The 23,203-nt window shown below is 37.1% G+C and carries 18 protein-coding genes and 1 tRNA gene; 8 read left to right on the top strand and 11 right to left on the bottom strand.

From position 1 onward, the window contains the following. Nucleotides 1-78: 78 nt before the first annotated feature. The 5 genes from NZ923_03205 to dapF are packed head-to-tail and all read right to left on the bottom strand — an operon-like array spanning nt 79 to nt 6,403. On the bottom strand, nt 79-2,547 hold the full coding sequence (locus tag NZ923_03205; protein ID MCS7229027.1) for a DNA internalization-related competence protein ComEC/Rec2: 2,469 nt from the start codon (nt 2,545-2,547) through the stop codon (nt 79-81). Next, the gene (locus NZ923_03210; GenBank protein MCS7229028.1) at nt 2,544-3,356 is read right to left on the bottom strand and encodes a DUF481 domain-containing protein; all 813 of its coding nucleotides are present in this window, start codon (nt 3,354-3,356) and stop codon (nt 2,544-2,546) included. The genes NZ923_03205 and NZ923_03210 overlap by 4 nt, the downstream gene beginning before the upstream one ends. Before the next feature lie 11 nt (nt 3,357-3,367). Beyond that, nucleotides 3,368-5,176 (bottom strand): ATP-dependent zinc metalloprotease FtsH, encoded by a 1,809-nt coding sequence (ftsH, locus tag NZ923_03215; protein ID MCS7229029.1) that lies wholly within the window; start codon nt 5,174-5,176, stop codon nt 3,368-3,370. Between the two features lie 47 nt (nt 5,177-5,223). Next, entirely contained in the window at nt 5,224-5,598 is a 375-nt protein-coding gene (locus NZ923_03220) for a metallopeptidase family protein (GenBank protein ID MCS7229030.1), read from the bottom strand. Then, the gene (dapF, locus tag NZ923_03225) at nt 5,588-6,403 is read right to left on the bottom strand and encodes a diaminopimelate epimerase (GenBank protein ID MCS7229031.1); all 816 of its coding nucleotides are present in this window, start codon (nt 6,401-6,403) and stop codon (nt 5,588-5,590) included. The genes NZ923_03220 and dapF overlap by 11 nt, the downstream gene beginning before the upstream one ends. Nucleotides 6,404-6,534: 131 nt before the next feature. Between dapF and NZ923_03230 the strand changes: the two genes are divergently transcribed. The 5 genes from NZ923_03230 to NZ923_03250 all read left to right on the top strand — a co-directional run bounded on the left by NZ923_03230 (nt 6,535) and on the right by NZ923_03250 (nt 11,821). Further along, a tRNA-Leu gene (locus NZ923_03230) sits at nt 6,535-6,617 on the top strand. Between the two features lie 47 nt (nt 6,618-6,664). Continuing rightward, nucleotides 6,665-7,912 (top strand): trigger factor, encoded by a 1,248-nt coding sequence (tig, locus tag NZ923_03235; protein ID MCS7229032.1) that lies wholly within the window; start codon nt 6,665-6,667, stop codon nt 7,910-7,912. Between the two features lie 147 nt (nt 7,913-8,059). Beyond that, nucleotides 8,060-8,683, top strand: a complete 624-nt coding sequence (clpP, locus tag NZ923_03240) for an ATP-dependent Clp endopeptidase proteolytic subunit ClpP (protein ID MCS7229033.1) — start codon at nt 8,060-8,062, stop codon at nt 8,681-8,683. A gap of 3 nt (nt 8,684-8,686) precedes the next feature. Next, complete coding sequence (gene clpX / locus NZ923_03245) at nt 8,687-9,973, top strand: ATP-dependent Clp protease ATP-binding subunit ClpX (protein MCS7229034.1); 1,287 nt, start codon at nt 8,687-8,689, stop codon at nt 9,971-9,973. 183 nt (nt 9,974-10,156) lie between these two features. Further along, on the top strand, nt 10,157-11,821 hold the full coding sequence (locus NZ923_03250; protein MCS7229035.1) for a formate--tetrahydrofolate ligase: 1,665 nt from the start codon (nt 10,157-10,159) through the stop codon (nt 11,819-11,821). A 71-nt stretch (nt 11,822-11,892) separates the two neighbouring features. Here the strand turns inward: NZ923_03250 and NZ923_03255 are convergent, their stop codons facing one another. Further along, nucleotides 11,893-12,015: a hypothetical protein gene (locus NZ923_03255; GenBank protein MCS7229036.1), complete on the bottom strand. Its 123-nt coding sequence runs from the start codon at nt 12,013-12,015 to the stop codon at nt 11,893-11,895. Between the two features lie 86 nt (nt 12,016-12,101). Here NZ923_03255 and NZ923_03260 point away from each other — a divergent pair, with 86 nt between their 5' ends. Both NZ923_03260 and ltaE read left to right on the top strand, forming a co-directional pair. Continuing rightward, complete coding sequence (locus NZ923_03260) at nt 12,102-12,752, top strand: hypothetical protein (GenBank protein ID MCS7229037.1); 651 nt, start codon at nt 12,102-12,104, stop codon at nt 12,750-12,752. Nucleotides 12,753-12,862: 110 nt separating this feature from the next. Then, the gene (gene ltaE / locus NZ923_03265; GenBank protein ID MCS7229038.1) at nt 12,863-13,903 is read left to right on the top strand and encodes a low-specificity L-threonine aldolase; all 1,041 of its coding nucleotides are present in this window, start codon (nt 12,863-12,865) and stop codon (nt 13,901-13,903) included. A gap of 2 nt (nt 13,904-13,905) precedes the next feature. Here the strand turns inward: ltaE and NZ923_03270 are convergent, their stop codons facing one another. Together NZ923_03270 and NZ923_03275 are read right to left on the bottom strand one after the other, a co-directional pair. After that, nucleotides 13,906-15,780: a family 10 glycosylhydrolase gene (locus NZ923_03270; GenBank protein MCS7229039.1), complete on the bottom strand. Its 1,875-nt coding sequence runs from the start codon at nt 15,778-15,780 to the stop codon at nt 13,906-13,908. Between the two features lie 14 nt (nt 15,781-15,794). Continuing rightward, complete coding sequence (locus tag NZ923_03275; protein ID MCS7229040.1) at nt 15,795-17,933, bottom strand: M20/M25/M40 family metallo-hydrolase; 2,139 nt, start codon at nt 17,931-17,933, stop codon at nt 15,795-15,797. A gap of 114 nt (nt 17,934-18,047) precedes the next feature. On the opposite strand from NZ923_03275, the gene NZ923_03280 reads away from it, so the two are divergent. Continuing rightward, complete coding sequence (locus NZ923_03280) at nt 18,048-19,529, top strand: aminotransferase class I/II-fold pyridoxal phosphate-dependent enzyme (GenBank protein MCS7229041.1); 1,482 nt, start codon at nt 18,048-18,050, stop codon at nt 19,527-19,529. A gap of 2 nt (nt 19,530-19,531) precedes the next feature. Here the strand turns inward: NZ923_03280 and NZ923_03285 are convergent, their stop codons facing one another. The 3 genes from NZ923_03285 to larA are packed head-to-tail and all read right to left on the bottom strand — an operon-like array spanning nt 19,532 to nt 23,201. After that, entirely contained in the window at nt 19,532-20,317 is a 786-nt protein-coding gene (locus NZ923_03285) for a dienelactone hydrolase family protein (protein MCS7229042.1), read from the bottom strand. Between the two features lie 14 nt (nt 20,318-20,331). Continuing rightward, the gene (locus NZ923_03290; GenBank protein MCS7229043.1) at nt 20,332-21,957 is read right to left on the bottom strand and encodes a cyclic nucleotide-binding domain-containing protein; all 1,626 of its coding nucleotides are present in this window, start codon (nt 21,955-21,957) and stop codon (nt 20,332-20,334) included. 2 nt (nt 21,958-21,959) lie between these two features. Next, on the bottom strand, nt 21,960-23,201 hold the full coding sequence (larA, locus tag NZ923_03295; GenBank protein MCS7229044.1) for a nickel-dependent lactate racemase: 1,242 nt from the start codon (nt 23,199-23,201) through the stop codon (nt 21,960-21,962). Nucleotides 23,202-23,203 lie beyond the last annotated feature (2 nt).

A 23,203-nucleotide genomic window follows, 5' to 3' on the forward strand; every position in this document is an offset into this window, starting at 1 on the left:
TTAATTTTCGTTTTCACAATGTAAATATAACAATTAACTCTTGATTTGTCAATTTCGGAATTTTTGAGTTGGAAGTGTTTAGTTCCTCCATTCAACCTTTTCAATTTTTATCCCGTCTGATCTGAAGACGCCCGCTCCCTCCTCATCCGTTCGGTGAATCTTTGTGCCAATTAGATTATATCTTCTTAAAACTATGTCCGATGGATGATTATATTTGTTATATTTCCCAACAGAGATAACTGCCCATTGCGGTTTAACTTTTAAAACGAACGCTGGCGAACTGCTCGTTTCGCTACCATGGTGTCCAACCTTTATCCAGTCGCTTTTTAAGAATGTATCATAAACCCTTATCATTGCTTCTTCTGCTTCCTTTTCAGCGTCCCCTGTTAAAAGAAATGAATTGTTGCCATATTGAATTTTTATCACGACAGATGAATTATTAATCTCTTGTCCAGAATTATAATTTTTCTCCGTTTCTTTAGCTTTGACAAAAAATTCGGTTGGATGAAGGATGTAAATTCTGGCTTGCTCGGTTAGTTCAATTTTGTTTCCGGCTCTTGCGGTTATGTGTTTTATTCCCTTTTTTCTAATTATCTCAATATATTTTTGGTAGATTGAGGAATTGTAACTCAACCCGTTGTCTATCACCATTCCGACCTCAAAATTTTCAAGTATATATGGAATTCCACCGATGTGATCGTTGTGTGGATGTGTTACGAGAATGGCATCAATTCTTCTTACGCCTTTTCTCTTCAAAAATGGCTCAATAATTCTCTCACCTGGATCAAAATTAAAGGTTTTGTTTCCGCCGTCGACCAGTAAATTCTTCCCATCAGGGAATTGAACAAAGATAGCATCACCTTGTCCGACATCAAGAACGGTTATTTCAAAATTTGAACTTGAATAAGGAGTTTCACTGGTCAAGCTTGAAATAACGCCGTTGGGAGCAAAGTAAATATAAAGGTTCGCAATGATCAGAATCGCAAAAATTATTCGTTTCATTACACTTTGGAATTTTATTTTTAGAAAAACGACGAAAAAGACGATAAGCAGGAAAATGTATATTGAAACTTCTTTGCTTGATTCAATATAAGAAAATGGAACTTGAGCAAAAAATTTAGCTATAGATATCGTTAGGTTCAAAACAAGCCATAAAGTATTTGCGAAAGTTTGCGCGATAAATTCCGAAATAGGATGAAACAATACAACTGCGAAACCAAGTGGGACAGATAAACTTGCGAGCGGAACGATGAAAACATTCGCAATAAGAGAGATCAGCGAGATTTTATTAAAATATGAAATTGTAAAAGGCAGTGTTAAAATTTGTGCACTAAGTGAAACGATCACAAGAGATGTGATCGGAAGAATATATCCACTCGTTAGAGATGGAGAAAATTTTGAAACAAATTTAAAAGTTTTTGGATAAAAATAAACAATTGAAGCGACAGCAGAAAAGGAAAGTTGGAAACCAGGATGAAAAATTTGCTTTGAATTGAACAAGAGAATAAGCAAGGCTGAGAAACCAAGCAAATTGTAAATGTCAACTCTTCTCTCAAGAGCCATCCCAATTAACACAATAGATGCCATTAGAGTTGCTCTAACGACCGAAGGTGGTAGATCGGTGATCAAGGCGTAAATTATGATTCCGATAAGTGTTAAAATAACTCTAATTGTCAAGTCAACTCTGAAAAAACTTGTTAGCACAAAAAACATCAAGGTTATTATACCAACATTTAATCCCGAGACAGCAAGGATATGATATGTTCCCGTATTGATGAAATACTCTTGGACATCTTTTGAAATTTCACCTCTATATCCGAGAACTAATCCTTTTGCGAAGGCGGATTCTTGAGGCGATAATAACTTGTCAAAAACCTTCAATGCAAAGCTTCTTATTTTGTAAGCGAAGCTTCTTATCGCTTCAATCGGCTCTGAAATCCGCGGTTCAAATTCTTTGATGATTTTAACATGGCTTTGGATATACGAAAGAAATACTGCTTCAATATCGTTTATTTTTAAATACCTTGCAAAGTTGAATTCGTCTGGATTTCTTGAATTCAATGGTTCTCTTAGAATTCCTATTATCTGAATTTGATCGCCGTAGTCAAGAGCTGGCAATGTATCAGATGGTGCTTTACCTTTCCTTATTGAAACAAAAACATTTCCAGAAACATTTATCTCTTCATTCGCTTTAAAAATTTTTTGAGCCGATATGATGAAGTTCGCTCTGTTATTTCTAAACTCTGGATGTGAAATCAGTTTGCCTTGTATTTTTACAATTGCTGTGTCGTTTGCAAAGTTAACTATTGAATTTTGCGGTTGAAGTTCAGTATCCGCAAGGTATTTCAAAGCACCGATGGTTATAACAATTAAGTAAATTGAAAAAATTTTAAGCAGGTTCGCTTTCAGAAGTGAAAGAGTAAAGTGAAGGATCGCAAGTGAGAAAAGTGAAAGAATAAGTGTTTCAATGGAAAATTTTAAAAAATGCTGAGCTAAAATTCCAACGATCAAAGCAAGCGAAAATTTCAGAGCAGGTCTGCTTCTCACACGGTAACGGAAATTCCTATATTAAAAATTTTATCTGCTGGTTTTGCAAGTATAAATTTACCAGTCGGTTTACCGTTATCCCCAATTTCAGGGATCATTCTCGGCTTGTTATCGTAGTTAAGGTTAAAGTTTAGGTTTATCGCAAGTCGCGTTGTCACTTTTAAGTTTAGGTATGTTTGCGAATTTATCCTGTAGTTTTTGAGCTCTTGAAAATCAACGAAGCAATTAGCGTTGTTTCCGAATTTTATGTTCTTGTTGATTATTATCTCAAATTCGGGTTTTAGAAGAGCGAAAAAAATCTCGTCGTCGGCACTTCCTTTAATGACGAGGTTATCTTTTGAGTAGTCAACCCCGAGACCAAAATTTAATTTTAGTGTATCAACATCGTAGAAGAAATTATAGCCTGCGCCAAGTTGTGCATTTCGTCTTGACCAGTATCCGCGAAATTTATTTCCTGACAAGCCGGTTGAAATAAAAAGATAATTTTTTCTTTTATCCGATGTGAACCAATCAAGTCGGGTTGATATAGTCCAATTGTTTGTTGTCTCTATTCGTGGACCATTTCCGTATTTTGATGTCCCATATGCGATGTTAAATCTTGTGTAGTAGATAAATCTTTCAAATGGCTTTTGAATGTTTGAGTCAAATGTTAAAATCCTCGTGTCTGAGTTTCCAGCTGTAAGTGTAAATCCGAGAGTTGTTTGGATTTGAAGCGGTCGTGGTTTTGTTTTCACAATTTGGTTAGGTTCGTCCATTGAGAAAAGAGTGGTTGAAAAGATTAAAAAGAAAAGAACGAGTTTTTTATGCATTGTTTATAACCTTAATTTTGGTTTAAAATTTCCTCAAGTTCTTTTCTATCAATCACTTCTTTTTCAAGCAGGCGGTTTGCAAGTTTATCAAGTTTGTCTCTGTGTGTGGTTAAAACTTCAAGTGCTTTTTTATAGCTTTGGTCAATGATTTTTTTAACTTCTTCGTCTATAAGTTTTGCTGTTTCTTCGCTGTATGATCTTGAAAACGGGGTTCTGCTTAGAAAATCCATTTCCTCAATTTCCGCAAGCGACAAATGTCCGATTTTCTCGCTCATTCCGTAGGTTGTCACCATAAGTCGTGCAAGTTCCGTTGCTTTTTTAAGATCATCGTGTGCGCCGGTAGAGATTTGACCAAATACAATCTCTTCCGCGGCTCTTCCACCTAAAATTCCAGCAATTTTTCCGAGTAGTTCTTCCTTTGTAAGGAGATACCTTTCTTCAGTTGGGGTTCTCAAAGTATAACCGAGTGCGCCGATGCTACGAGGCACGATTGAAACTTTTTGTACGACATCAGCACCAGGTATGTAGTATCCGACTATTGCATGTCCAGATTCGTGATATGCGACAATTTTTTTCTCTTTTTCACTTATGACTTTGCTTCTTTTCTCAAGCCCGGCGATTACTCGTTCAATTGCTTCTTGAAAATCAGACATTTCAATTTTATCTTTACCTCGTCTTGCTGCAAGAAGTGCTGCTTCGTTGCAGACATTTGCGATTTCAGCGCCTGCAAAGCCTGGTGTTTGTGCAGCAAGCGTTTCAAAGTCAACATCGTCTGCAAGTTTAAGATTTCGTGTGTGGACTTTAAAAATTTCTATTCTTCCCTTCAAATCCGGTCTGTTTAAAACTATTTGCCTATCAAATCGTCCGGGTCTTAAAAGAGCTGGATCAAGTACATCAGGTCTATTAGTTGCTGCCATTATTATAACACCAATTCCGGAGTCAAAGCCGTCCATTTCCACCAACAATTGATTGAGGGTGTTTTCTCTTTCGTCAACACCTCCATAAACAACTCCTCTTGCTCTCGTTTTTCCGATTGCATCAATCTCGTCAATAAAAATTATGCAAGGTGCTTTTTCTTTAGCTTGTGCGAAAAGATCACGAACTCTTGCGGCACCTACTCCTACAAACATCTCAACAAAGTCAGAACCACTTAAATAGAAAAACGGGACTCCCGCTTCACCAGCAATTGCTCTTGCCAGGAGAGTTTTCCCAGTTCCAGGCGGACCGACGAGAAGTACACCTTTTGGAATTTTCGCTCCGAGGCGCTGATATTTTTTCGGATTCTTCAAAAAGTCAACAATTTCTCTGACTTCCTCAATGACCTCATCTAAACCAGCTACATCGTTAAATGTGACTTTATTTTTTTCATCAGCAGCATATATTTTTGCTTTGCTTTTGCCAAATGTCATTACATTTTGAGAAGGTGAAAATCTGCGAATTAGTATAACCCAAAGAAGGACGAAGAACGCTATCGGCAATATCCAGTTAAGCAGTAGATCCCTACCCCAATTACTTTGAATTACCCCGCGGTAATCAACTCCTCGTTCTTGCAATTCCTTTAACAAATTTTCATCAGGTAATTTTACAACTTCAACGACCCTTGGAATTTTTTGAGATTCTGCGATTTCCTTTTTTAATGTCACGACAATTTTTTCATTTCCTATTTGGACTGACTCTATCTCGTTCTTTGACAAACGATCTTTGAATTCTTTATACGATATTTCTTTCAAAGGCGGATGAAGAATGAAGTATTGAAGCAATATCAGAATTATCACCGCGGCAATGTAATATACTATTGAAAATTGTGTCTGCTTTTTCATTTTACCACTGTCAATGTTTTTGTTTTATAAATTTTAAACTCGCTTAATTATTTTTTCTTCAGGGCTTTTCTAACTTCCGATTCGCTCATTCCAAGGTAATGTCCGATCTCGTGAAGCACAACCTCTCTTATCTTCTTTCTCAACTCATTCTCGTCTTTACATATTCTCTCGATATTTGCTTTGAAAATAAAAATTCTATCTGGTGTCACTGGATACATTCCGTAATTTATTCCTCTCTTTGATAGCGGGACTCCTGTGTAAAGTCCAAGTAGATTATATTTGTTTGATCTTGTCATTTTCAGTTCTTCTTCATCTGGGTAATCTTGGACTATGAATACGACATTGTCAAGTTTTTGTTTTATTTGTTGGGGCAAGCTTTCAATTGTTTCTTCAATTATTTTTTCAAATTCATCAATCGTCATAGTTTATAGTCCCTTCACAAATAATTTTCGCAGTTCCTTCAAGATAAACAAACTTTTTATCTATATTCCAGCCGACAGTTAGAATTTCACCGCTTGTTGCTTTTACTTTAATTGGTGGCGTCAAATTTTTAATCTCTGATGATATTAGTGCGCTGGCGACGGAACCAGTTCCACACGCTAAAGTTTCCCCTTCAACTCCGCGTTCATATGTTCTCATCCGTATCGTGTTTTCATCAATTATTGAGACGAAATTAACATTCGTTCCATTCTCAAAATATGGATGGAAGCGAAGCTTTCGTCCAAGAGTGTTTATATTGATTTTTTCAATGTTTCTTATTTTGTTTTCGTCGGTGAAAACGACAAGATGAGGTGCCCCAGTGTCAATGAAATGGGCTTTGAAAAATTTTTTCCCAAGTTTAAGTTTAAGATTGAGCTTTCTGGTTTTCGGCGCAGGTAGGTAAAGTTTGACTCTATCGTTTGAAAGTATTTCTGCTTTGTAAAATTTTCCGTTTGCTTCAAAAGTCGTTTCCTTTTTAGCGATTCCCATTTCATATGCAAGTTTCGCAATACATCTACCGCCATTCCCACACATTCCACCGAAGCTCCCGTCTGAGTTAAAATACACCATTTTAAAATCGCTTGTTTTGCTTTTTTCAATCAGAATTATACCATCTGCACCGACTCCGAAATGTCTGTCGCAAACCCATTGCGCAAGCTTAGGTGGATTTTTTATCAAGCCATTGCGATTGTCAAACATAATAAAGTCGTTGCCAGCGCCTGTCATTTTGTAGAATTTAATCTTCATTGAAGCGAATTTTCAGATGTTTTATTTTTTAGCGTGTTGTTAAAATTTAAGTAAAATTGCGAAATTTATGCAATTTTGAACTTTATTAGAAAAAGCATTATATTTTTTAAGCAAAATTGCGAGCTCTTTTCGGGCACGTGGCGGAACTTGGTAGACGCGCTGGACTTAGGATCCAGTGGGGAAACCCGTGGGGGTTCAAATCCCCCCGTGCCCACTGAAAAAAACAAATTCAAAAATAAAAATCTTCGGAGGAAGGCGCTGGTGGAACTTAATATCACCAAGCTAAGCGGAACAGAACAAGAAGCTGAAGTAAAATTAGATTGGAACGAACTTGAACCTTATTTTGAAGAAGCATATAAAAAATTCCGCGCAAAAGCGGAAATCAAAGGATTTAGAAAAGGCAAAGCGCCGATGGAACTTATAAAAAGACAATTCGGCGAACAAATTGAATATGAAGCACTTGATGATGTAGTAAACAATGTTTATCAAAACCTCGTCAAAGATAAAAAAATTGAACCAGTTGGAACACCTGAACTCGTTGATATTGATTATAAGCGAGGTGAATCTTTAACATTCAAAATAAAGTATGAGATAATACCTGATTTCCAAATTTCAAACTACGAAGGTTTAGAAATTGAAAAGATAGTGCATACAGTTGACGATAAAGAGGTTGAAAACGAAATAAAACGTTTATTGATCGCAAACGCAAGCTATGAGGAAGCAGACGAGGTGAAAGGTGAACTTTACAGAGTTACAGTTGATCTTCAAGGGGTTGATCAAAATAACTTGCCTGTGCTCGGGAAAAGAAGCGAAGATGTTGTGATTGATCTTGACGATGATTCCGTTGTTAAAAATTTGAGAGAAAGGCTCTTGAGAGCTAAAAAAGGTGATGAGTTCACAATTGAGATTACCATTGATAATAAACCAGAAAAGGTGAGGGTTTTCGTTAAAAAAATTGAGAAGAAGATTTTGCCAGAGCTAAATGATGAATTTGCATCTAAGGTCACTGGTGGAAAAGTAAATAGCGTTAATGAACTAAAAGACCATCTTAAAACGGAACTGCAGAAGTGGTGGGACGAATATAGTGATATTAAATTTTACGACAACATAATTATAGAGATCGTTAGGACAAATGATTTCCCAGTCCCAGAAAGTTTAGTTGAAGATTTCATCCGAAGCATGCTTGATGAAGAGAAAAGTAAATATCCTGATGGAAAACTACCAGAGAATTTTGATGAACAACTTTTCAGGCAGAAGAAAAAGGCAGATGCTGTTTTCAGTGCCAAGTGGTATATCATAAAAAACAAGATAGCGCAAATTGAGGGGATAGAATTAACAGATGAAGATTTTGAAAAGCTTGCTGAGGAAGATTCCGCCGAGATCGGAATAGAGAAAGAGAAGTTGCTCTCGTTTTATAAAAGTTCTGAACATATAAGGGAAAAGATATTGAACAGGAAAGTATTGCGGTTTTTAAAGGACAAAGTTAAAGTTGTTGAAAGGTTTGTTTGAAAAATCAAAACTTTTGAACCATCAGGCATAGCGGAATTTTAAATGAATGTGAACAAGTTAAACAAGCACATTATTTTCACCGACGGTGAAAGGACGAGGGAAATTCTTAATTGTTGAAACAAAAACAAAATTTAAGATACCTGAACTATGCGAACAAGAATTTATGATCAACTTGTCCCGATAGTCGTTGAGCAAACAAGCAGAGGTGAAAGGGCGTATGATATTTTTTCACGGCTTTTAAAAGAACGAATCGTTTTCATAGGTACACCAATTGATGACACTGTTGCAAGTTTAGTAATTGCTCAATTACTTTTTCTTGAGTCGGAAGATCCAGACAAAGATATTTATCTTTACATAAATAGTCCTGGTGGATTGATTTCAGCGGGTCTTGCCATTTACGACACGATGCAATATATCAAACCTGATGTTGCGACAATTTGTATTGGCATGGCAGCAAGCATGGCTGCTGTAATACTTGCAGGTGGGGCAAAAGGAAAGAGGACAGCTCTTCCGAATTCAAGAATTATGATACATCAACCTTGGGGTGGAGTTCAAGGTACAGCTGCAGATATAAGAATTCAAGCGGAAGAAATTTTAAGAATGAAAAGAAAAATAAACGAGATACTTGCAAAACACACTGGAAAACCGATTGAACAGATTGAAAAGGACACAGACCGCGATTACTATATGTCAGCTGAAGAGGCAAAAGAATATGGAATCATTGATCAAATACTTGTGAAGAGGGAATCTAATTTAACAAAAAAGAGGTAGAAAATGTCGGAGAAACTTGATCCGAGGTCAAGACCAGTTTGTTCTTTTTGTGGAAGAGGCATTGATGAAGTTGGAAATATGATAGCCGGACCAGATGTTTACATCTGCGATATTTGCGTGAGTGAATCTGTTGATATTTTGAAAAATAATATGGCTGCTTATTCATCGCACAGAAGATATAGTAAGGTTCCACTTACCCCTGCTGCGATAAAAAAAGCACTTGATGAATATGTCATCGGTCAAGAAAGAGCTAAGAAAATTTTATCGGTCGCAGTTTATAACCACTACAAAAGGATTGAAAACAATCTTGAATCAAACAATCATGTAAAGAATCTTACCGACAATGTTGAGATAGAAAAAAGCAACATTCTTTTGATTGGTCCCACTGGCACAGGGAAAACGCTCCTTGCTCAGACGCTTGCGAAAATTCTTGATGTTCCGTTTGCAATTGCTGACGCAACAACTCTTACGGAAGCGGGTTATGTTGGTGATGATGTTGAGACAATTCTTCTTTATCTTTTGCAAAATGCTGATTACGATGTCGCAAGAGCAGAGCGTGGAATAGTTTATATTGACGAAATAGACAAAATCGCAAGAAAGACGAGCAGTCCCTCAATTACGCGCGATGTCTCGGGTGAGGGAGTTCAGCAGGCGCTTTTGAAAATTCTTGAAGGAACTATTGCTGGAGTCCCACCAAAAGGTGGAAGAAAACATCCTGAACAAAGTTTGATCTATATAAATACGAAGAACATACTTTTCATATGTGGTGGCGCCTTTGAAGGACTTGAGAAGATAATTGCTAAAAGAATAAATAAAAATTCAATTGGCTTCACTGCTGAGATAAGAGGAAATAAGGATGAGGTTATTGATGAACTCTTGCCGTTAGTTGAGCCGGAGGATCTTTTAAAATTTGGCTTCATTCCTGAATTTATAGGACGATTGCCTGTAATTGCAACACTTCATTCCCTATCAAAAGATGCTCTTGTAAGAATTCTTACGGAGCCCAAAAACGCAATTGTTAGACAGTATAAAAAGCTATTTGAATATGACGGCGTTGAACTTGAATTTGAACCTGAAGCACTTGAAGCAGTGGCTGAACTTGCCTTGAACCGTGGGACAGGGGCAAGGGGTTTAAGGGCAATCATTGAAGAAATTATGCTTGATATAATGTTTGAATTACCATCACGACTTGGAGAACAACCTATCTCAAAATGCATAATTACAAAAGAAACAGTTTATGAAAGAGCAGAACCTGTTTTCATTTATCGTGAGCAGAAACTTTCAGCATGATTTGATAAGATCAAAAAGCACTTTGAATTCATTTAGAAACTTTATTAAGCGATGTTCCGTCTCGTGCTCGGATCTATTCATCGGGTTTGATTTGAAATCTCAACTTTACAAAGTTTATAAAATTTAATCCCGACCAAAAGTCGGGATTTTTTATTTAAAAATAAAATCAATGGTGGAAAAATGATGCCCAATTCAGTTTTGACTGAGGAAAAAGTTAAGCCACTTCACATCAAGCACATTATGGAACAGATCGGATTAACTGATGACGATTTTGAATATTACGGAAAATTTACGGGTAAAATTCGGCTTGAACTTTTGGAGAAGTTGAAAGACAGACCTAATGGTAAATTAATAATTGTCACGGCTGTAACTCCAACTCCATCTGGTGAAGGTAAGACCTTAACATCAATTGGTTTAAGTCAAGCGCTTAACAAAATTGGTAAGAAGGCAATTGTCACTTTAAGGGAGCCATCTCTTGGACCTGTATTCGGAATCAAGGGCGGTGCTACTGGTGGTGGAAAGTCGCAGGTCATCCCATCCGATCTTATAAACCTTCATTTCAACGGAGATATACACGCTGTTGCATCTGCTCATAATCTTCTCGCAGCTTTGATTGATGCACATATTCACCATGGAAATGAATTAAGAATTGACATTAACAACATCACTTGGGAAAGAACAATTGATATGAACGATAGGGCATTAAGACATGTTATAGTTGGACTTGGTGGGAAAGCCAACGGTGTGCCCAGAGAATCTGGCTTCGTGATAACAGCTGCATCTGAAACGATGGCTATTCTTTGTATGGCTGGATCAAGAAGCGACTTGAAACGAAGGTTATGTGAGATCGTGATTGGATATGATCTTGATGGAAAACCAGTTAAAGCGAGGGATTTGAAAGCATGCGGAGCGATGATGGTTTTGCTTAATGAAGCGATCATGCCAAACCTCGTTCAAACAACTGAGCATACTCCTGCGATAATTCATGGCGGACCATTTGCAAACATAGCTCACGGAACAAATAGCGTTATAGCTGACAAAATCGCCCTTAAACTTGCTGATTATGTGGTCGTTGAAACTGGGTTTGGATCTGATCTTGGGGCAGAGAAATTTTTTGATATCGTTGCTCAAATTCATCATCTCAAGCCTGATGTCGCTGTCGTTGTTGTTTCAGCTAAAGCAATAAGATATCACGGCGGAATAAAAGCACAAGATGATTTCACGATTGAAAAATTTAAGAAAGGACTTGAAAATTTAGAATTCCATGTGAAAAATGTCCGCAAATTTGGTGTTCCAGTTGTAGTTTCAATAAATAAGTTTGCTACTGATTCAGATCTTGAACTTGATCTTATACAAGAAAAATGTGCTGAGCTTGGTGTTGAATGCTCAATTACTGAATTCTTCAGCAAAGGTGGAGAAGGAGGGATTGATCTTGCAGAAAAAATTGTGCGAATAACCGAAACAGTTAAATCTGACTTCAAGCCACTTTACCGATTATCAGTCCCACTTATTGAAAAGATAAAAACTATCGCTACTGAGGTTTACGGCGCTGATGATGTTTATATTGAGAGAAAAGCGATGAAAAAGATTGAAAAATACATTGAACACGGATATGACCATTATCCTGTTTGTATCGCTAAAACGCCAAATTCAATAAGTGATAATCCGAAGCTTATCGGAGTTCCGAAGGGATGGACATTAACTGTAACGGATGCTCGTTTATTTGCCGGTGCTGGATTTGTCGTCGCAATTTGTGGAGATATCATGCTTATGCCGGGGCTTTCAAAGAATCCCGCTGCCTTCAATATGGATGTTGATGAACAAGGAAATATAATTGGTCTTTTCTAAAAAAATAAGGTAGCCGCAAGCGTAGGAATTACAAAAACTTGTGATTGTAAGATTAACTTGCGGCTACCGCTTTATTGTAAAATTTTTAATTTTCGTTTGAAACTTGAAACCACTTGACAGTTAAGTTTTTCTTCGCTATATTCGCACTTGAATAGAGATACAACTGGGAAAAATTTAGGTTTTAGTTTTTTCATTTTGGCACTTCGGGAGGAAATTAAAAATTTAAATTGGCAAGTTAACTTGCGAAAACTGAGAAATAAAGAAAAAGGGGGACTAAAAAATGAAGGTTCTTAAAGGTAAAATTTTGGTTTTGGCTCTTGTTTTTGGTTTAGTAAGTATCTTGCTCCTTTTGATTTTTTTGTTTTATAGCTCCATACCTTCATCTTCACAAAATCCTGAATGGATTAATTTCACTTACGGTAATAATGTTCTTGCAATTGCATTTGAAGGTAATTATGTTTGGGTTGGGACGACGGGAGGGCTTGTTCGGCTTGACAAAACAACTGGAGCGATGACATTTTACAACAGGGCGAATTCAGGTTTGCCTGATAATAGTGTTCAGTCAATCGCCATAGATAAACAAGGAAACAAGTGGATTGGGACTTGGGATGGAGGTCTTGCGAAGTTTGATGGGAAAAATTGGGTAGTTTACAACAGGGCGAATTCAGGTTTGCCAAGTAATAATGTTTATTCAATCGCCATAGATAAACAAGGAAACAAGTGGATTGGGACAGGCGGTAAAAGAAAGTTTGTAAAGTTTGATGGAACAAATTGGATGATTTTCTATACAGCAGATTCAGGTGTACCTAATGATGATATTTTGACAATCTCTATAGACAGATATGGAAACAAGTGGCTCGGGACTTCTGGTGGAGGGCTTGTAGTGTATCGTGAAGGAGGTGTGAAGCTTGATATGCAGGTGAGAAAATGATTTTGTGGATGAATTTTCATTCAATTGAAATCAAGTTTGGTTAAATAGTTTGTTTGTTGTATCTTTTAACACATCAATGTTTAACTTTTTCTAACACATTTTTTTCTGGTATGTCCACTAAACAATACATTGATTTGAGAAGCGACACAGTTACAAAACCGTCTCCCGAGATGAGAAGATTTATGATGGAAGCGGAAGTTGGTGATGATGTCTTTGGCGAAGATCCAACTGTTAATAAACTTCAAGAGATGGTTGCGGAAATTCTCGGTAAAGAAGCTTCGCTTTTTGTTCCGAGTGGAGTGATGGGCAATCAAACTGCGATAAAAGCGCACACTGAACCCGGTGATGAGGTAATTGTTGAAGCTGAATCGCACATAATGAATTATGAAACAGCGGCACCATCAATGTTGTCTGGAGTTCAGCTTTATCCAATCCAAGGCAAGCATGGCGTTATTACATTGGAACAGATTAAAAAAGCGGTAAGACCTAAGGCGTATTATATGCCGAGGACTCGCCTAATTTGTCTTGAAAATACTCATAATCGTGCTGGTGGGACAATTTTTCCAATTGACGAAATAAAGAGAATTCGCGAGTTTGCTCTTGAAAACGGGATAAAGATGCATCTTGATGGAGCACGACTTTGGAACGCAAGCGTTGCAACAGGAATAAGCCCAAAGGAATATGCTCAGTATTTTGACTCTGTCCTTGTTTGTTTGTCAAAAGGTCTTGGTGCTCCGGTTGGATCAGTTGTCGCAGGTGATAGGGAATTTATTGAGAAGGTAAGAAAATACAGAAAAATTTTCGGTGGTGGGATGAGACAAGTTGGGATTCTTGCAGCTGCTGGAATTTATGCAATTCAAAATAACATTGAACGATTAAAAGAAGATCACGAGAAAGCAAGGTTCTTCGCTGAAGAAATATCAAAGTTGAAGGTTTTTGACATAGATCTTGAAACTGTGCAGACAAACATCGTAATAATAGGAGTTGAAAAAACCGGAAAAACACCTGATGAAATTCTCAAACTCTTAAAGGATAACGGAGTTCTCTTGAGCTCCGGTAGCTATATGAAAATCCGTGCCGTTACACATCTTGATGTCTCAATGGAAGATATAAAGCAAGCCGTCAATGTTTTTTACAAATTGTTCGGTTGAATTTATTTTGCTAAAACTATTTTTTTAGTAAGCGTTATCCTTTCGGTTTTGTTTATTGGGTTTATATCAGCTCTGACGAAATAAACGCCGGAGGCAGAAGCCTCCGGGGAAAACATAAATTTATGTTCACCTGCAGTATAGATCCCACTTATTAAGTTTGTAATCTTCTGACCGAGAATGTTGTAAATGTCAATCTTAAGGAAAGAATCAACTGGGAGAGTAACGCCCAAGTTGATTGTTAAGTTAAATGGGTTAGGATAAACATTCATTTCAAATTTTTCAGGTAATACCTCGCTTCTTCTGTCTTTGGTTGATGTCACGATTGGCGTTAAACGACGATTCAAAATTAACATAACAGCATCTCCCGTCATAAATCCAGGGGTTGTGAAATTCTCGTTCGTTATCCTCAAAACTTTTTGCCTTCCTCTTTTGAAATAGAAATCGCCAATTTTATACCATCCGTCGTAAACGAATTGATTGTTTTGATCAATTATAAATTTTCTACCTACGCCTGACGAATCATAAACATAGTAAGCTGCATTTTTTGATGTTGATCGGACCACGAAAGCATAGAGTTCGTAATAACCATCCTCTGGTATATTTGCGTGATATTCAATCCATTGTGGAGATGTTGATTGCGTCGCAAGGTAATCGCTACCCCAGCGAATGTAAGCTGACTGTCTTACCCATCCACTTGAATATGAAACAAATGCGGTGTCGCTGTTATCAACTATAACTGCTGGAATTCTCCATCTATCAGGTCTGTCTGGGACAAGAGCTTTTGTATTTAGAAGTGTCCTCAATGAATCAAAATCATCCGAAAGCGAACCGTAATGCCAAACGACGAATCCTTTTAAATTTTGTTGCCTTACATACTGAATCATTTTCAAAAATTCAGATGTAGTCGGATTGTAGCTATCAACTCCAAAGAGAATTTTACGCCTATCGTTTACTCTGCCGAAGATGTTTATACACTCGGCGATAAATTCGTTTGCTGTTCTTCTATAGTTCATTGGCTCAATGAAATCAAGCCAACCACTGTTGATCCAAGTCACCCAATCTTGAAGTTTTTCCGATTTCGCCCAATCTGGACCAACTCCAACTGCATTTGTAAGACGCATGTCTGGTCTGTAAAATTTAACTGAGTCATAAACCATTTTTGCAAATTGATTTAGCTTCTGAATCCGCCAGTTTTTCCAATCTGGGTTATTATAGTCATATGGAGGTGTATTTCCGTTATGCTCTTGCTTGTAAATTTCAATTGTTACACTGTCATAGCCACAGTTTGGATCGGGATATCTTATTCTATCAAGTTCAAAACCATCAATATCATATTTTTTGACCATTTCAAGTATAAGTTGAAGTAAGAAGTTTTGCACTTGTGGATTTGCGTGCGCCATCCAATAGAAATTTCTGCTTATTTGATCTTCGGATGAGCCCGCATCTGTTCCGTCGTTTCTTTTGGCAAGCCATTCTGGGTGAGTGTCAAAAATTTTCCCTTTACCACTATTTCCTGGAGAATATCCGCCCCATCCGCCTATAAATCCGTATTCAAACCAAGCATAAACTTCAAGCCCAGCTCTGTGAGCTTCTGCTATCATTTCTTGAAGTAGATCTCGCTCTCCAAGCTGCGGGTCTGTGTAAAGTCCAGTTTCCCTATAGAATGTCTCGCTTTTGAAAAGTGGATAGCCCCTTGCCCACACAAGCACATAAACGACATTAAAGTTATTTCTTGCGATATTATCCATATCTGCAGCTATTTCAGATTTCGTCTTATACGCATTTCCAGTTCTCGGGACATACCAAACACCGCGATGTTCGTAAACTTGAGCCAAAAGGTTGACGCTGATAAAAAGCAAGAGCAAGATTTTTTTCATGGCGCTTCCAAATTTTATTTTAAAAGTCCATATATGCTTCTTCCGAAAATTCTCTGAATTTTTTTATCTTCCCACTTTTGCTCGCGCAAATTTGAAATCAAAATTTTTGAAGCATCCGGTTTCAAGCTGACAAAAACTTTCTCGGGCTTGATAAAATTTACAGACGATAAAAATTTACCAGCGTCAGTGAAAAGGTAAAAAGTAAGCTGATCATTTGCAATTGAGTCTGGATCAACGATTATGTGTGTTTTTGTAATTTTAAAGTTTCTTGATGAATTTCCTTTTAAAACCGGGACGACATCAAGATAAAAATCGTTCACAGCGTTGGCAACATTTTTAACATTTCCAGAAGTTGCTTCATCAAAGTAAACAAATTTTAATCCTGACTTTGAGAGCACAGATAAAATTTGTGGTAAATTTTGAAAAGCATCCGCTCTTGCTGAAAAAATTATATTTAAAACATCTGGCGATGTATTGAAATCTGATCTGCTTGAAACGACATTGAAATGTCTGTATTCGCGTGTTGCGAGCGAATCTACAAAATAAATGGTTCTGACAACATCATCAAACTTATTAGAGTTTATCTCAAATATAATCGCTTCAACTCCGTTATTTTTAACCTCCTTCCAAAAGTTGTAAAGCCATTCTTTTGTTATTGAATCTGGGTGAACTTGAATGTAAATTGCAGTCTGAGCGTTTGAGTAGAGATAATCAATAAATCTATTTCCTTTTTTCAAACTTCTTGGGTAATTTGCAAGTCCGAGGATGACTTGGTAAGCAGTGTTTCCGACTTCACCGAGGACAAACGGTTGAATTTTATCATTTGTGTCATCGGTTCTGTGGTATTCGGGATGTTGACCTGCGGATATGAAAAAGAATGCTGGAATCCCACGCTCTTGAAATGGATAATGATCGGAGTTTGCACCAGCGCGGAACTTGCCAAGATTTTTAAGCTTATTTTCGGGGAAAAATCCTTTCATTATGTCCCAGATTTCAGGAAAATTTTCAGTCCCGGCGATGTTTATATTACCATTTCCACGCCCGACCATATCAAAGTTAAACATTGCAACGATGTTTTCTTCTGGCACCGGAAGATGCGAGGCGAAGTATTTTGAGCCCAGAAGTCCTTGCTCTTCAGCTGCAAATAAGACAAAAATTATTGAGCGTTTGGGCTTTTCACCGTTTGCTATCATGCTTCTTGCAAGTTCCATCACTAAACAAGTCCCAGAAGCGTTATCATCAGCTCCTGGGTAAATAAAACCTTCTGCGTCAACCCCATTGTGGTCCATATGTGCTCCAACGATTATATATTCATTTTTCAAATTTTCGTCATTTCCGGGCAACAATCCAACGACATTTTTTGTCCATCCATCAAGTTTTTCAACTTTTGCCTCTATTTCAAAAACTTTGTCAATTTCAAAAGATCTCTCTCTGAAGTTAATTTCAGCTCGCAAAGCATCAAAACTTATCCCGGTATTGTAAAAAATATCATCAACAATTTTTCTGCTGATCCAAAAAGCTGGCAATTGCGGAGTGTAATACTCTTCTGTTATGGCTCCACCTCTAATGGGTCTATCACCTTGAACATAGAAAACTGCAGACGCTCCTTTTTCAAATGCTTTTTTAATTTTATATCCTCTTGAGCTTTCAGTTTCAAACTTACCTTCCTCATCTTCAGGTCCACCAGCAAGTAAAAGCACAATTTTACCTTTGACATCAACATTTGCATAATCATCCCTTCCTTTCTCAGGTGCGGAAATCCCATATCCTACGAAAACAACCTTTGATTTTACTTTCCCACTTCCGCTATTTGTTAAAATTGTGAAGTCGTCCCCAAGTGAGTATTTCGTTTTGCCTTTTCTTCCATTTATTAAAGTTAACTTTGATGCCTTATCTTGGGTTGCAAGGATTTTGAAATTTTGGAAATATGTCCCTTTGTCTCCAAATGGTATGAGCCCAAACTCTTTGAATTTTTCCGCAATCCATTCGCTCGCTCTTTCACCACCTGGAGTTCCAGATTTTCGTCCTTGAAATTTTTCAGAGGTCAAAATTTTGTTAAAATTCCATGCGGACATTGAATCAAACTTAACCTGCGATTTAGCGCAATTCGTTATGAAGATCAAAATTAGAGTGAAGCCAGCGATTTTCTTCATGCGGTTTGTCGTTTTTTTTAAAAATAACAAAAAAAATTTAGAGGTCAAGATAAAACTTTGGGAAAAATTTGTTATCTTTAAAAAGCAAAAACAGAAATTCACGGCGATTTGCCTATGGAAACTCTATTCACATATTTTCTCGGTCCGAAGGGAGAAAACATTGAGCTTTTCAAGAAGCTCATTCACAAGGCAATTGAATGGAACAAAAGATGGCGTGAGGATTTTTTTGATGATCCATCGGTTTATCCTGAAAATTTTTTCAGTTCTGAAACTTATAAGATTGAATCGGAGAATTTGGAAAAAATCTTTGATGAATTTTTGAAACGGCTTGAGGGAAATCTTCCATACTTTCATCCGAGATATTCAGCTCAGATGTTAAAAGATCCGTCAATTCCAGCCTTACTTGCTTATTTTGCGGTTATGTTGACAAACCCGAATAATCATGCTTACGAAGGTGGTCCTGTGACTACGGAGATGGAAATGGAAGTTGTTGAAGATCTTTTGAAACTTGTGGGATTCAAAGAAGGCTGGGGACATTTGACAAGCGGTGGCTCACTTGCTAATCTTGAGGCACTTTGGGCTGTAAGAGATTTAAGAAAAGACGGCATCGCTGTTTTCTCAAAAGGTTCTCATTATTCGTGGAAAAGAATTTGTTCAATTTTAAAAGTTGATTTCGTTGAAATTGATGTTGATGAAAATTATAGAATTGACCTTGATCAACTTGAGAGCGTCTTAAAGAGAAATAAAGTAATGTTCGTAATGGCAAACTTTGGGACTACAGGGGCTGGCGCAGTTGACCCGTTGGTTGATATTTTAAATTTGAAAGAAAAATACGATTTCCACTTGCATATTGATGCAGCGTATGGAGGATACTTTCGCACTTTGATAATTGATGGAGAGTATAAATTAATTGATTTCTCAATGCTGAATGTGCCGTTGAAAAAATTTGTGTATGACAATTTGCTTGCAATTTCTGAAGCGGATTCTTTAACAATTGATCCGCATAAACATGGACTTGTTATGTATGGAGCTGGTGGCGTCTTATACAAAGACGAAAATTTAAGACAAGTTATACTTAACACTTCGCCTTACACATATCACAAAAAAGATAAACCGAATATCGGAATGTTTCAGCTTGAAGGATCAAGACCAGGAGCATCCGCTGGCGCTGTTTGGCTTACGCATAGAGTGATACCGCTTAATAGAAATGGGTTTGGGGAAATCCTTGCTCAAACCTTAAAAACTGCAAATTATCTTTATCAAAAGATAAAAAATCTGGATGGCTTTGCACCGCTAACTCAACCAGACCTTGACATTTTCTGTTTCTATAGACATGATGGAAATTTTAAACTTAGCGAGATAAATCAAAAAACGCTCAAAATTTATAACCGCCTTTCGGTTGAGAATCCAAATGCCAAGTTCATTCTTTCTAAATTTATCGTTGATAAATTGACCGCTCAGAAGATAAATCACAATTTTGAGATTGATGACGAATCTTTAACGACGCTTCGCTCGGTCTTCATAAAGCACTGGAACACGATAAGCGAGAGAAATAACTATGTTGATATGCTCGTTGACGAGCTATTGAAGGATTAGTTTTATTTATCGTTTTTTAGATTCTTCTTGAAAAATTTGTCAATTAGATCCCATGCGTTTTTGGTTGAAATTTCATCGTAATTGTTCTTGTTGTTCGGGTTCATAAAGGCATGATTGACATCGGGGTAAATTTTAACTTCAATTTTCTTGCCGAGTTTTTTCATCTTTTCTTCAAAGTTTTTCACTGCATCTGTTGGTATACCGCGATCTTTTTCCGCGAAGATACCAAGGATCGGTGCATTTATTTTCTCAAGTTGCTGTTCGTCTTCAACGAGACGACCGTAGCAAATGACGCCCGCTGCTAAATCTGGAATTTCAATCAAACTTCTCAAAGCAAATCCTCCACCCATACACCATCCAATTATTCCAACTTTATCGGGAATTACATCGTTTCTTGATTTAAGGTATTCAAGTGTTGATTTTATATCTCTAATGACCGTATTAAGCGAGAGCGATTGCATGTATGATCTTGCTTCTTCTGGTGTTTTTGCAAGCTTGCCACGATAGAGATCAACGGCAATAGCGACATATCCTTGGCTTGCGAATCTTGTAGCGTTTTCCTTTTCCCAATCGGTAAGACCCCACCATTCGTGGATTAATATGATCGCTGGGAACTTACCTTTAATTTTTGGAACCGCAAGGAAAGCTGAAACTTCCTCATCGCCGCTTTTGAATTTCACCATTCGTGTTTCAACATTTAGCTTCTTTTCCTGTGTGAAGGCAAGTATTGTGAAAATAACAGATAAAATCATTGCAATTACAAGCAGAAGAAAAATTTTATCAAACATATGCGTTTCCCATTTTATTTTTGTGTTAAAGGAAGTTTAATTGTTATCGTCGTTCCCTTTCCAAGCTCACTTTCAACGAAAATTTCTCCTTTATGTTCGGTTATGATTTTCTTGGTTATCGCCATTCCGAGTCCAGTGCCGTGCTTTTTTCCATATGTGACAAATGGTTCAAAAAGTTTTTTCTTAACTTCTTCTGGCATTCCCTTTCCTGTATCGGTAAATTGCATGTAGAAGAAATTATTTTCAAGCCATGTTTTTACGATGAATTTCCCTCCTTCCGGCATCGCATCCCTTGAGTTATGAGCGATATTGAAAACAACGCGAGTCATCTTATCAACATCAATCTCAACCTCATCATCATATTCAATCATTTTTTCAATTTGAATTTTGTTTTTCTCAAAATCCATTGCCAAAAACGCTATCACGCCATTAAGGAAATCACCGAGTTTTATCTTTGAAAAGCTCAAACTTGAAACACCCCTTGAGAAGTCAAGTATCTCTTGAGCCATATTAACGAGCCGATCAATTTGCTTTATGACCTCATCAACAAGTTGAATTGCTTCGCTTTCACCAACTTTTTTTCTTAGAACCTGCGCGTATGCTTTTATCGTCGCCATGGGGTTTTTTATGTCGTGAATAATTGCGCTTGCCATTCTTCCAATCACAGCAAGACGCTCGTTGTTTACAAGTTCCTGTGCCATCTTTGCGTTTTGAATTGCAATTGAAGCGTGGATTGAAAGTGCGTTTAGCATTTCTTCGTCTTTTTTTGTGAAAACGCCATCCTTTTTGTTTATCAATTGAAATACTCCAACAATTTTTTCGTTTTTATCTTTTATCGGTTGACATAGCATTGTTTTCGTTCTATATCCTGTCTTGATGTCTATTTCAGGGTTGAATCTTGGGTCTTTATAAGCATCTTCAAGGTTGATTGTCTCTCCAGTTTTTGCTACATATCCTGCGATGCCTTTTCCTATGGGAAGACGAATTTCTGTGATTTCATTTCCTTGAAGAACCTTTGACCATATCTCACCTGTTAATTCATCAACAAGGTAAACAGTCCCTCTATCCGCATTTGTAATTTCAAGGGCGATTTCAAGTATGATTTTCAAAAGCTCATCAAGATCTATAGTTGAGTTCACACGCTTGGTGATCTCAATTAGGTAATTCAGTTTGTTTACCTGTTCCGTCATTTCCTTTTCATACTCAAGAAAATCTTTCAAAATTTTCTCGTTTGACTTCCTTAATCTTTCGCTCAATGTCCTTGAGATGTTGATCAAGATTTGAGGGTGTAAATGAATAAGTTTTTCAAATTCGTTTGCGGGAATTGAGATTATTTTACAGTCGGTCAATGCGACGACGCTTGCGGAACGAGGGCGCAGGTCAATCAATGACATCTCGCCAAAGAAATCACCGTCTTCAAGTTCCATCAAAATTTTACCTTTTGAATCAGCAAGTTTAACAACCTTCACTTTACCTTCTGCAATCAGGCAGACCTTGTCACCAGATTCACCTTCGCGAAGTATAATGTCACCAGGTTTGTAATTTTCAATAAATGAATTTTGAGCAATTTCGTTTATCAATTCTTCCCCGACGCTTCCGAATAGTTTATTTTTCTTCAACGATTCAATCACCTGTTGCATTATTACTTCCCTCCGGTATAAGTTGGTAAGTAAAGCGAAGCGTTTTTTATAACTGCTATTGAGCCAGTAAGATTTCTTAAGATGCTTATATCATCAAGCGATTTTAGTCCCATTAGTTCAAGCAAGTTTTTTTCAAGTTCACACTTTAAAACTATATTAGCAATTTTCAATTTATTTTGCAATGACAGCGCAGTATGACCGTTCATTGAATAATTTTGAAGTAAATGTTTTTTCATTTCGTCTTGGTTTTCAAATTTAAACCAATCAAGAAATGTTCTTGAGCCGATTCCGTCTCTGCATTCAGTAAATGAGAACAAATATCCACCTTCTTTTAAAATGTAGTGTGAATGATGAAGTGATTTATGTGATTGAATGAAATTAACATCCTTCGGGAAACCACCAGCGCTTGATATGATGATATCAAATTTTTTATCCACCGGTATTGTGAAAAACTTTTTAACAAATTCAGCACCAGCTCTATGTGAAGAAATCACATCGCCTGAAAAAGCTGAAACAATTTTGTCATTTTCGTCAAGAACAACACCAAAATGAAATGTCTTGAGATTGCAAAGTTTCATCGCTTCAACTATGTCTTCGTAAATGGGATTCCCATCAAGTTTGAGGTTCGTTGCATTTGGATTTAAATTGCCGTCGGATGTTAAGGTAAGTTTATGGTTTTGAACGGCGGTTTTATATGACGCTACGCCTGGAATTAGCATTTTTGCTCCGCCACCAAAACCGGCGAAATAATGGTGTGTGATTGAGCCAATCAACAGGATTTTATCAACTGATGAAAGTAGAGGATTCAAAAAAATTTCAGTTCCAAACCTCGTCTTTCCGTAATATTCAAAATTATCAGCATAAGCATCGTGTTCAAAAACTTCAAAGTTGTTGTAAACTTCATCTCCAAGTATCTCTCGTTTCTCTATTTCCGTCTGTTTTGCGTGGGTGCCATTTGCAAATAAAATTTTTACATTTGTGTTTTTAAGTCGCCGTAAAATGAATTTTAAAACTAAATCAACGCGCGCCTTTCTCGTTTTATCCGGGACGATAATCAAAACTTTATCACTTGGATGAATAAAATTCTCAAGTTTCGGAGCATCAATTGGATTATCAAGTGCATCGTTTATGATTTCAATCTCATCTCTTTCTGGGGGTCTCAATGGAGGTTCTAAAACAACGGAATGATCCGGAAGTTCAATTTCTATCTCCGTCTTTCCATATTTGATTGAAACTTTTTTCATTT

It is taken from the genome of Candidatus Kryptonium sp. (assembly GCA_025060635.1).
In the GTDB taxonomy this organism is placed as follows: Bacteria; Bacteroidota; Ignavibacteria; order Kryptoniales; family Kryptoniaceae; genus Kryptonium.

Excerpts from the sequence above, each read along its gene's own strand:
- clpP (MCS7229033.1), top strand. The coding sequence starts at position 8,060 with ATGCGAACAAGAATTTATGATCAACTTGTCCCGATAGTCGTTGAGCAA.
- clpX (MCS7229034.1), top strand. The coding sequence starts at position 8,687 with ATGTCGGAGAAACTTGATCCGAGGTCAAGACCAGTTTGTTCTTTTTGT.
- NZ923_03275 (MCS7229040.1), bottom strand. The coding sequence starts at position 17,933 with ATGAAGAAAATCGCTGGCTTCACTCTAATTTTGATCTTCATAACGAAT.
- NZ923_03285 (MCS7229042.1), bottom strand. The coding sequence starts at position 20,317 with ATGTTTGATAAAATTTTTCTTCTGCTTGTAATTGCAATGATTTTATCT.
- NZ923_03260 (MCS7229037.1), top strand. The coding sequence starts at position 12,102 with ATGAAGGTTCTTAAAGGTAAAATTTTGGTTTTGGCTCTTGTTTTTGGT.
- NZ923_03210 (MCS7229028.1), bottom strand. The coding sequence starts at position 3,356 with ATGCATAAAAAACTCGTTCTTTTCTTTTTAATCTTTTCAACCACTCTT.
- ftsH (MCS7229029.1), bottom strand. The coding sequence starts at position 5,176 with ATGAAAAAGCAGACACAATTTTCAATAGTATATTACATTGCCGCGGTG.
- ltaE (MCS7229038.1), top strand. The coding sequence starts at position 12,863 with ATGTCCACTAAACAATACATTGATTTGAGAAGCGACACAGTTACAAAA.
- NZ923_03270 (MCS7229039.1), bottom strand. The coding sequence starts at position 15,780 with ATGAAAAAAATCTTGCTCTTGCTTTTTATCAGCGTCAACCTTTTGGCT.
- NZ923_03250 (MCS7229035.1), top strand. The coding sequence starts at position 10,157 with ATGCCCAATTCAGTTTTGACTGAGGAAAAAGTTAAGCCACTTCACATC.
- NZ923_03220 (MCS7229030.1), bottom strand. The coding sequence starts at position 5,598 with ATGACGATTGATGAATTTGAAAAAATAATTGAAGAAACAATTGAAAGC.
- NZ923_03280 (MCS7229041.1), top strand. The coding sequence starts at position 18,048 with ATGGAAACTCTATTCACATATTTTCTCGGTCCGAAGGGAGAAAACATT.
- larA (MCS7229044.1), bottom strand. The coding sequence starts at position 23,201 with ATGAAAAAAGTTTCAATCAAATATGGAAAGACGGAGATAGAAATTGAA.
- dapF (MCS7229031.1), bottom strand. The coding sequence starts at position 6,403 with ATGAAGATTAAATTCTACAAAATGACAGGCGCTGGCAACGACTTTATT.
- NZ923_03255 (MCS7229036.1), bottom strand. The coding sequence starts at position 12,015 with ATGAAAAAACTAAAACCTAAATTTTTCCCAGTTGTATCTCTATTCAAG.
- NZ923_03290 (MCS7229043.1), bottom strand. The coding sequence starts at position 21,957 with ATGCAACAGGTGATTGAATCGTTGAAGAAAAATAAACTATTCGGAAGC.